4 protein-coding genes and 1 CRISPR repeat array are annotated in these 10,460 nt (G+C 27.0%); of the genes, 3 read left to right on the top strand and 1 reads right to left on the bottom strand.

From position 1 onward, the window contains the following. Positions 1–11: 11 nt before the first annotated feature. The 3 genes from MBCUT_RS02105 (at position 12) to cas2 (ending at position 3,039) form a co-directional block, all read left to right on the top strand. Positions 12–1,610, top strand: coding sequence for an ATP-binding protein (locus tag MBCUT_RS02105; protein WP_067258258.1), 1,599 nt, complete (start codon positions 12–14; stop codon positions 1,608–1,610). 177 nt (positions 1,611–1,787) lie between these two features. Further along, on the top strand, positions 1,788–2,756 hold the full coding sequence (gene cas1b / locus MBCUT_RS02100; RefSeq protein WP_067258255.1) for a type I-B CRISPR-associated endonuclease Cas1b: 969 nt from the start codon (positions 1,788–1,790) through the stop codon (positions 2,754–2,756). Between the two features lie 19 nt (positions 2,757–2,775). Then, positions 2,776–3,039, top strand: coding sequence for a CRISPR-associated endonuclease Cas2 (gene cas2 / locus MBCUT_RS02095; RefSeq protein WP_067258253.1), 264 nt, complete (start codon positions 2,776–2,778; stop codon positions 3,037–3,039). Positions 3,040–3,390: 351 nt separating this feature from the next. Beyond that, a CRISPR array of direct repeats spans positions 3,391–8,214; the repeat unit is 32 nt; unit sequence ATAAAAATCAGACCATTTATTGGGATTGAAAT. A 223-nt stretch (positions 8,215–8,437) separates the two neighbouring features. Here the strand turns inward: cas2 and MBCUT_RS02090 are convergent. After that, a complete protein-coding gene (locus MBCUT_RS02090; RefSeq protein ID WP_067258250.1) occupies positions 8,438–9,649 on the bottom strand; it encodes a cofactor-independent phosphoglycerate mutase in 1,212 nt (403 codons plus the stop codon). Positions 9,650–10,460: the final 811 nt, after the last annotated feature.

Here is a 10,460-nt window from a genome sequence, read left to right as displayed (position 1 = left end):
GGAGAATATATATGAAAAAACTGCCAATAGGAATATCAACTTTCTCTAAAATAATTGAAGATGATTATATTTATGTTGATAAGACAGAACATATTTATAAAATGTTAAATAATGGGGAATTATACTTCTTTTCAAGACCAAGAAGGTTTGGTAAATCGCTTCTTCTATCTACATTAGAAGAGCTATTTAAAGGAAATAAAGAATTATTTAAAGGACTTTATATCTATGATAAATGGGATTGGGATAAAAAATATCCAATAATTAGCTTAGACTTTGGAAATATAGTTCATGATACTCCTGAAAAATTAGAAATATCTCTTGAAGAATTTGTTGATGGTATTGCAGAGAAATATAACATAAATCTAAAGAAAAGTTTTCTATCTTCAAAATTCGCTGAATTACTTGAAAAAATCCATGAAAAAACAGGATCAAAAGTTGTTATTCTAATTGATGAGTATGATAAAGCTATTAATTCCCATATCGATGACATTGAAATTGCAAAAACTAATCGTGATAAGTTAAGAAGTTTTTATCAGGTTTTAAAGGCTAATGATGCACACCTGAATTTTGTTTTCATTACTGGAGTTACTAAGTTTTCTAAAGCTTCTATTTTTTCTGAGTTAAATAATTTGGATGATATCACAATTCATCCAGAATATGTTAATATTTGTGGATATACTCAGGATGAATTTGAAACAGACTTTAAAGAGCATATTAAAAGAAACATCAAAGCCACTAATATGAAAGAAGAAGATCTACTTGAGTCCATTAAGCAATGGTACAATGGTTATTCTTGGGATGGAAAAAATTTCGTGTATAATCCTTTCACAGTACTTAAATTCCTTGACACTGGTAAATTCGCTAATTATTGGTTTGATACAGGAACTCCTAAGTTATTGGTAGATTTAATAAAAGAGGATTACACTGATATTGAAGTTCTAACAAAAAAAGAATCTGAATTTTCTGGAATCTTTCCAAATTTTGAGCTTGAAAACTTAGATTTTGCAACTGTACTATTACAAACTGGTTATTTAACAATAAAATCTGAAAAAACATATCCTGGTGAACAATCTGTATATAAATTAGCTATTCCAAATAGAGAAGTGAAAGAGTCCCTATTTAGTTATATAATAGGATTTTATACTAAGTATAGCGCAGAAAAGATCGAACCAATGACAAAAAACATGTTTAGATATATAACTAAGTTAGATACTGAAAACCTCCAAAAATCTTTTGAAACTTTATTACACAAAATACCAAATTTACTTTATGGTGACTTAAAGAAAGAGTTAGAGGCTCATTATCAAATACTTGTTATTTCATGGTTGCAGTTACTTGGCTTTGATATTGAAGCCGAGGTCATGAACATTAAAGGAAGGATTGATGCTGTTTTAAAATACAATAACTTAGTTGTAATAGCTGAATTTAAATTTTCACGTGAAAAATCACATGATGTAATGATTGAAGATGCACTAACTCAAATCATTAGAAAAGAATATTATAAATCCTATCAAAATAAAAATGTTATATTACTTGGAATGGCTTTTAATCAAAGAGATGTTAAATGTAAATTGATAAAATTAGAAGAAGCTCTACACAAATATCAATAAATAAATAGAATTTTTTTAAAATTTCAAATCTATTAGCTTAATATTATTCTTTAATAATTTGAAAATGGAATAGATAATTTAAACATGATTATTATGTCTTATTTAGATTATTTGCATTTAAAAAAAATAATATTGATTTAATGTAGGGTTAAAATTAATTTAAAGGAGTATTTTAACTTGCCAAAGAAAAATTACTATTTATTATCAGATGGGATTCTTAAAAGAAAAGAAAACACAATTTATTTTGTTAATGAAAAAGGTAAAAAACCGATTCCTATAAATAAAATTTATTCTGTTTATGCTTATGGTCAAATAACTATATCATCACAAGTAATTAGCCTATTTGCAAAGTCAGGAATTCCAATACATTTCTTTAATTATTATGGATTTTATAATGGTAGTTTCTACCCAAGAGAAACACTACTTTCAGGAGATTTAGTAGTTAAACAAGCTGAAACTTATCTCATAGGGAGTAAAAGAATAGAATTAGCTAAACTCTTTGTTGAGGGAGCTGCTAAAAACATAATGAAAGTTTTAAGTTACTATAAAATTGATAACAACATTGACAATACTTTAAATGATTTAAAAAAATGTAAAATTGTAACTGAAATTATGAATGTTGAAGGAAGAATTAGAGCAGAATACTATATGAAGTTTGATGAGATTCTTCCCGAAGAATTTAGAATGGAAGGTAGAAGTCGTCAGCCTCCAAAAAACATGATTAATTCTTTAATAAGTTTTGGAAATTCAATGATGTATGGAACAACATTAACTGAAATCTATAATACTCAATTAAATCCAACAATCTCTTTTCTTCATGAACCGTCTGAGAGAAGGTTTTCATTGGCTTTAGATTTAAGTGAAATCTTTAAACCAATATTTGTAGATAGACTAATCTTTTATCTTGTTAACAAAAACATGCTTACAAAAGATGATTTTGATCAAGATTTGAATTGCTGTCTCTTAAATGAAAAAGGAAGAACTAAATTTGTTCAAGAGTATAATAAAAGGCTTGAAAAAACAATTAAACATCGTGACTTAAACAAAAAAGTCTCTTATAGAAGATTGATCAGATTAGAATCATATAAATTAGTTAAACATATTTTAGGAACTAAAAAGTATGTTCCTTTCACAATATGGTGGTAAAACTTATTGGAGTATTTCAATGTATTTGATAATAGTATATGATATAAAAGTAGAAAGAGTAAATAAAGTTAAAAGTTTTCTTCGCCAAAATCTGTTTTGGGTACAAAATTCTGTTTTTGAAGGAGAAGTGACTAAAAGTGAATACCTAAATATTGAATCAGGTTTAAATGATATAATCAACATAAATGAAGATTCAATTATAATGTACAAATTTAGAACTGATGATATGATGCAGAAAGAAATTTTAGGAATCGAAAAATCACCAATAGGTGAAATATTATAGCTATACTTTTTTTGAAAAATAGATATATAAAATTAATTTAAATTAAATTACACTTGATTATACTCATTCGTTTATATTGTCAATATTTAGTAATACTAAAATTCATTAAATTATTATTTAAACTTATTTTCCAAACACATTCAATCCATTTCCTTACTTTAACTCATACTTTCCTATGTTTCACATTATTTCAATAAGAAGTTAAATGAGAGTCATTTTATAAAAAATAAGACATTTATCGTTATCGTTGATATATATAAATGAAATGTGAAAACATATATCGAAAAACTTAAGTGTTGTGAAGAGAAATATATTAATGGAATTTAGCAATATAAAGCAAAATTCCGCCCTATAAAAATCAGACCATTTATTGGGATTGAAATTGTGCTAATACATCTGTACATTCAATAAAAGTGATTATAAAAATCAGACCATTTATTGGGATTGAAATTCAAATAATTCAGGATTACTTCTTAACTCATTATCTAATAAAAATCAGACCATTTATTGGGATTGAAATCCGTTATGTTTTAAAAAATAAAGAAGTAATTAAAATAAAAATCAGACCATTTATTGGGATTGAAATCTCAACTTAGCTATTACTTCCATATTGCTTTTTATCATAAAAATCAGACCATTTATTGGGATTGAAATTCCTAAAACAAGTGCGGGAGGAGGTGGAGGGAAATCATAAAAATCAGACCATTTATTGGGATTGAAATCGCAAATACAATGATTTTGTTTTATCATCCATAAAAAATAAAAATCAGACCATTTATTGGGATTGAAATGTAAGGGAAGAATCCTTTTTATTTCTAGTTCCGCATAAAAATCAGACCATTTATTGGGATTGAAATGAGGAATGCCATAGAAGAGTTATATGTTATGTTATGATAAAAATCAGACCATTTATTGGGATTGAAATCCATTTTTAATTAAAAGTTGCTAAAATTCTATAAAAATAAAAATCAGACCATTTATTGGGATTGAAATCGTTTAACAACTCCATAGTACCAACTAGATTGTACTATAAAAATCAGACCATTTATTGGGATTGAAATTTGATACAGAAGGAAAAGCAAAACATTAAGAGGATAAAAATCAGACCATTTATTGGGATTGAAATCCAAAACTGCTCTTGATTTTTTTAGTATTTTTAAATAAAAATCAGACCATTTATTGGGATTGAAATCTAGCTTCAATAATATGGGTAGTAGTGTTACTAATAAAAATCAGACCATTTATTGGGATTGAAATCCTTCTATTCTTTCTTTCAATTCAGATATAGAAATATAAAAATCAGACCATTTATTGGGATTGAAATAGTTTTTAATAAAAATATTGATTTGATTAAAATATAATAAAAATCAGACCATTTATTGGGATTGAAATTTGTTATTGAAAGTTGCTAGTAGATTAAACGACGCATAAAAATCAGACCATTTATTGGGATTGAAATTATTTTAAAATAGTGTGAGAGTATATAATTTTATAATAAAAATCAGACCATTTATTGGGATTGAAATCCATGATATTTGCTTAAACAAGTATCTATACTGTAATAAAAATCAGACCATTTATTGGGATTGAAATCAGAGAGCTAATGTGTATGGGAACATTATAAGTGACCATAAAAATCAGACCATTTATTGGGATTGAAATGTTGTAGTAACAGCTCCTGAGGGAGTTGAAGGGTTAATAAAAATCAGACCATTTATTGGGATTGAAATTTGACTACAAGCCCCCAGAAAGTCCATAAGAACTGTAATAAAAATCAGACCATTTATTGGGATTGAAATATAATTGGTTCTTCTTTTGATTCCAGAATCTCCACCTCATAAAAATCAGACCATTTATTGGGATTGAAATAATGAAACCCATTTGATAGTCCTACTTGGGTCAATAAAAATCAGACCATTTATTGGGATTGAAATTTAAAACACAGGACAAAGAAAGAAAAACGAAAAGATAAAAATCAGACCATTTATTGGGATTGAAATATAATTTGTTTCCAATTGAAGAAAGGAATTTATAATAAAAATCAGACCATTTATTGGGATTGAAATAAACGCTTCTTATAATCAGCTATCTCAACTAATTCAATAAAAATCAGACCATTTATTGGGATTGAAATAATAATGATTAAAAAATTATTAGGTGAAGAATTGAAATAAAAATCAGACCATTTATTGGGATTGAAATGAATAAAGGCCGACTGAAGCTATAGGCAACCTATAAAAATCAGACCATTTATTGGGATTGAAATTTACTATAGTAAAAACTTTTCACTTTTTTAAGACAGATAAAAATCAGACCATTTATTGGGATTGAAATAAAGAAGCAACAAGTGGGAGATTAGAACTCAAGGAAGAATAAAAATCAGACCATTTATTGGGATTGAAATATGATTTTCTCTTGTTTTGATTTATTAACATTTAATAAAAATCAGACCATTTATTGGGATTGAAATGTACCCCCTCAATAATTTTATATTCCAGAATACTAATAAAAATCAGACCATTTATTGGGATTGAAATAAGTATATTTTGGATAGGTGTGTGGATAAATGAAATAAAAATCAGACCATTTATTGGGATTGAAATTTGAGTATCACTAATAGCTACTTTTTCACCATTAATAATAAAAATCAGACCATTTATTGGGATTGAAATTTATTTCTTGTTGTACTTACTATGTGCTTACTAGTATAAAAATCAGACCATTTATTGGGATTGAAATTTGATTCCAGATCCTAATGCCAACAATCGTTTCCGATAAAAATCAGACCATTTATTGGGATTGAAATTTAGGTCCTTGAGGTCCAATAGGTCCAGGCACTCCATAAAAATCAGACCATTTATTGGGATTGAAATGAAGTAAGTACAGGACTAATTGATATTGCTGCTAAATAAAAATCAGACCATTTATTGGGATTGAAATCAAGAAGTTTTAAAAATGGAGAAAGAGTTAAAGTCTAATAAAAATCAGACCATTTATTGGGATTGAAATGAGCCTGAGCCCCCTAGTATTGCACCGAATTCACATAAAAATCAGACCATTTATTGGGATTGAAATTTCATTTGATTGGCTAATGCACACAGATATAGAAAGATAAAAATCAGACCATTTATTGGGATTGAAATAAGCATCTCAAAAATAGGAACTATATCTTTTTGGCATAAAAATCAGACCATTTATTGGGATTGAAATTTAAATTAAAAAATAAAAGAAACTTATTCATTATTTAATAAAAATCAGACCATTTATTGGGATTGAAATTCCGTTAAGTATTCATCCAATAATTGGGTTTGTGTTATAAAAATCAGACCATTTATTGGGATTGAAATTAAATTTATTTTTAAGGGGTGTGAAACTGTTAGTAAGATAAAAATCAGACCATTTATTGGGATTGAAATATCCCCAGTTTTAAAAACATTAGAAAAATTAAACTGTATAAAAATCAGACCATTTATTGGGATTGAAATCTTCCAAGAGAACAACAATCAACTTCAGCTAAGCTAATAAAAATCAGACCATTTATTGGGATTGAAATTAAAATTTATGATGTTCGATATAAAGGGAATATTTATAATAAAAATCAGACCATTTATTGGGATTGAAATTGTATTAACTTAGTTGAAGAATCAGAACTAGATGAGATAAAAATCAGACCATTTATTGGGATTGAAATCAAAATAAATAAAGAGGGATAGCCTAAGAAATAAAATAAAAATCAGACCATTTATTGGGATTGAAATTAGAAATATGGTAGATGATTACGACACCTTATTAGATAAAAATCAGACCATTTATTGGGATTGAAATACTGTCATTAGATTTATATAAAAATCTGCTGTTAGATAAAAATCAGACCATTTATTGGGATTGAAATTCCATTTCCAATATTGATAATGGGGGATATACTCCTCATAAAAATCAGACCATTTATTGGGATTGAAATTCAATAAGAATACAGTGAATGGGGTATGTTTCACTATAAAAATCAGACCATTTATTGGGATTGAAATAAGTATATATGGAAAATAAAATATGGTTGTAGTAATAATAAAAATCAGACCATTTATTGGGATTGAAATTAAAATAAGCAAGGAAGCAATTAATGAGCATTTGGATAAAAATCAGACCATTTATTGGGATTGAAATATTGATTCAGAAAATTGGATTTCAGATGGTTATACTATAAAAATCAGACCATTTATTGGGATTGAAATCTTCTCAAGTGTTAAAATTCAATAAACACATAAAGAATAAAAATCAGACCATTTATTGGGATTGAAATTCTATTATTTCTGTTTTAAATGTCTTTTTGCCGAATAAAAATCAGACCATTTATTGGGATTGAAATTATAGATAAATGGGACTCTGTAAGAGTCCATAAAATATAAAAATCAGACCATTTATTGGGATTGAAATATCATCTGAACCTGTTCTTTTAGCTTTAAACTCAAATAAAAATCAGACCATTTATTGGGATTGAAATCCATGTAGACATCCTCTAACGCTCCTAGAGCGTTGTATAAAAATCAGACCATTTATTGGGATTGAAATCCAATAGTGAGAGTTTCAGCTTCTGCAGTTAACAATAAAAATCAGACCATTTATTGGGATTGAAATCCGCATCCTGCACCATATAGGGTGTGGTCAGCTTGTATAAAAATCAGACCATTTATTGGGATTGAAATAAAATAAGTTTAACTGGAGAATTATCATGAAGACATTATAAAAATCAGACCATTTATTGGGATTGAAATACGATATTGCACCGCCCCATGATTATTTGACTAGATAAAAATCAGACCATTTATTGGGATTGAAATTTTTTCTTTGTAATGTAGTATTAATTATTTCTCCTATATAAAAATCAGACCATTTATTGGGATTGAAATTATTCCTTGTGATGAAGAATGCGAAGCAAGTAAAATAAAAATCAGACCATTTATTGGGATTGAAATAAGCTTGCATTATATTGATACAAAATACGGGGAAAATAAAAATCAGACCATTTATTGGGATTGAAATCTTATTAGAACACCAATGCTCTCCAATCTCATACCTATAAAAATCAGACCATTTATTGGAATTGAAATTTTGAAAAGTTATATGGTTTCAGCATTATAAGTAAATAAAAATCAGACCATTCATTGGAATTGAAATAAAGACGTTAAGATTAAAAAAAAGACAAATTCCTAAAATAAAAATAGGCCATTTATTGGGATAATTAGAATAATTATTTAAAATAGCTATTTCATGTATAAAAAATTACAGAAATAATGAAAACTAAGAAAATAAATGAAAATAGAATGAAAAAATATAGTTAAAAAAGTAAGAAAAACAAAGTTTACAATAAGATACTTACTAGATACTACAGTTATAGAAATTAATTAATTAATTTGTTTATTAAGTTATGACCTTTATCAAGGCCTAAAGAACCATTAAGTACTTCAAACTCATCATAATATTTAGCATTGTCTGCATCATCAGTGGTCGAATAAATAGCTAAAGGAACTGCATCCCGAGTGTGGGTTCTAACATCAATAGGAGTAGGATGGTCCGGTAAAATAGCTATTTTATAATCATCATAGCTATTGATATTGTCTAAAACTTGTCCTAAAATATACTTATCAATATTTTCAATAGCTCTAATTTTCTCATTAATATCACCAGAATGACCTGCCTCATCAGGAGCTTCAACATGAATAAATATTATATCATTGTTTTCAAGAGCATTGGAAGCATATTTACCTTTAGCTTTATAATCAGTATCAAAATAACCTGTAGCTCCAGGAACATCAATGTTATTTAAGCCTGTAAAAACACCTAAACCTTTTAGTAAATCAACCCCAGTTATCACAGAACCAGTTAAACCATAAACATCCTTAAAATTAGGCATTTTTGGTTTTAATCCTTGACCCCAAAGCCAAATCATATTAGCTGGATTTTGTTCCTTAGCTATTCTCTCTTGATTAATAGGATGATCTTTTAAAATTTTTTGAGATTCCATCATGATATTTTTAATAGCTATTGAACCTTTGTTATCATTATTGCTTCCTAAACAATTATCTTCTTCCCAATTGGTATAATTTTCAATATCTTCACCAACTATATCATGAGGAGGAGTTGTTCTTAAATTAACAAGATTTTTATCGTTACTCATGAATAAATGTCTATAACTGATACCTGGATAAAATGTTCCCTCTTTAAAATGTTTGTTTAAATCTTCAATAATAATAGCTGCCTCTTTTGATGAAATATGCCCTGCTGTAAAATCAGCTATTTTACCATTTTCTTCTGTGATTAAGTTACATCTAAATGCTACATCATCTTCAAGCATTTTAACCCCCATACTGCCTGCTTCTAAGGGACCTCTTCCAGAATAATATTTTTGAGGATCATATCCAAATATACTCATGTTTGCTACATCTGAAGCTGGTTCTAAATTCCGAGGAACATTTTCAAGAAGCCCAGCTCTTCCAGTTAGTGTTAACCTGTCTATATTAGGTATATTAGCTATTTGAAGAGGAGTTTTACCACCAAGCTCATCCAAAGGATAATCTGACATTCCATCCCCAATTAAAACTACATATTTCATTATTATCTCTTCTCTATTATAATAAGCCATTATTTAATTCTTTTCACTATGATATAAGTATGATTCTTAAGTATTTAAATTTTTTTATAATAGGTTTTCTGCAGATATAAGTTATCATATAGCATAAATCTATTTTACTACGAAAAAAATAGAAAAATAGTAATAAATAGAACATTAACATTAATAAATACATGAATTTTAGCTTTGTTAGGATTGTATGAATATGTCTAATTTCTCCTATTTTTTTATTAACCATAATGACGTAATTTTTTTCTAATATTTGTCTGATTTTAGATGTTACATGAAGAACTATAGATACCTTAATGCTTGTTTTAATCCAAAATTTGTCTGAATTTTATTAGTAAATATAATGAATCATCCTCATCACAAAGAATTATAGAATTTATTGGCTTATAAAATGTTTTATGATTAGATTGCTAATTTTCCTGTTTTTCTACTTATTTTTTCAGTTTCTTCTTTTATTATTTTTTTTATGATGTATTAATTGAGCATTTAATGTGTCAATAATTGATGCTACCATTGAGATGGCTAATATAATTTGATATTTAGAAATATTTTGATTTAAAATTTTCTATCTTTATTGTAATTGAAATAATTAAAAATTATATTAGGGGAGTGTCCCATAAGTCACTTTTTTAGAAATTTTCATGAAATTAATTTTCATATAAATCATTTAAATATTAAATAGCTGACAAAATATCCATTAATACCTATAACAAAGTAATTATTTTATTTAATTCAATTTTTAAAGAGTTTATATTATTTTAAATTTAAATAATATATTTTATAA

The organism is Methanobrevibacter cuticularis, assembly GCF_001639285.1.
Lineage (GTDB): Archaea > Methanobacteriota > Methanobacteria > Methanobacteriales > Methanobacteriaceae > Methanobaculum > Methanobaculum cuticulare.
The sequence above is the reverse complement of the archived record's forward strand: the minus strand, read 5'-3'. Positions and strand labels throughout refer to the sequence as shown.

Bases quoted from the DNA above. Each gene is read 5' to 3' on its own strand.
- MBCUT_RS02105 (WP_067258258.1), top strand. From the start codon at position 12: ATGAAAAAACTGCCAATAGGAATATCAACTTTCTCTAAAATAATTGAA.
- cas2 (WP_067258253.1), top strand. From the start codon at position 2,776: ATGTATTTGATAATAGTATATGATATAAAAGTAGAAAGAGTAAATAAA.
- MBCUT_RS02090 (WP_067258250.1), bottom strand. From the start codon at position 9,649: ATGAAATATGTAGTTTTAATTGGGGATGGAATGTCAGATTATCCTTTG.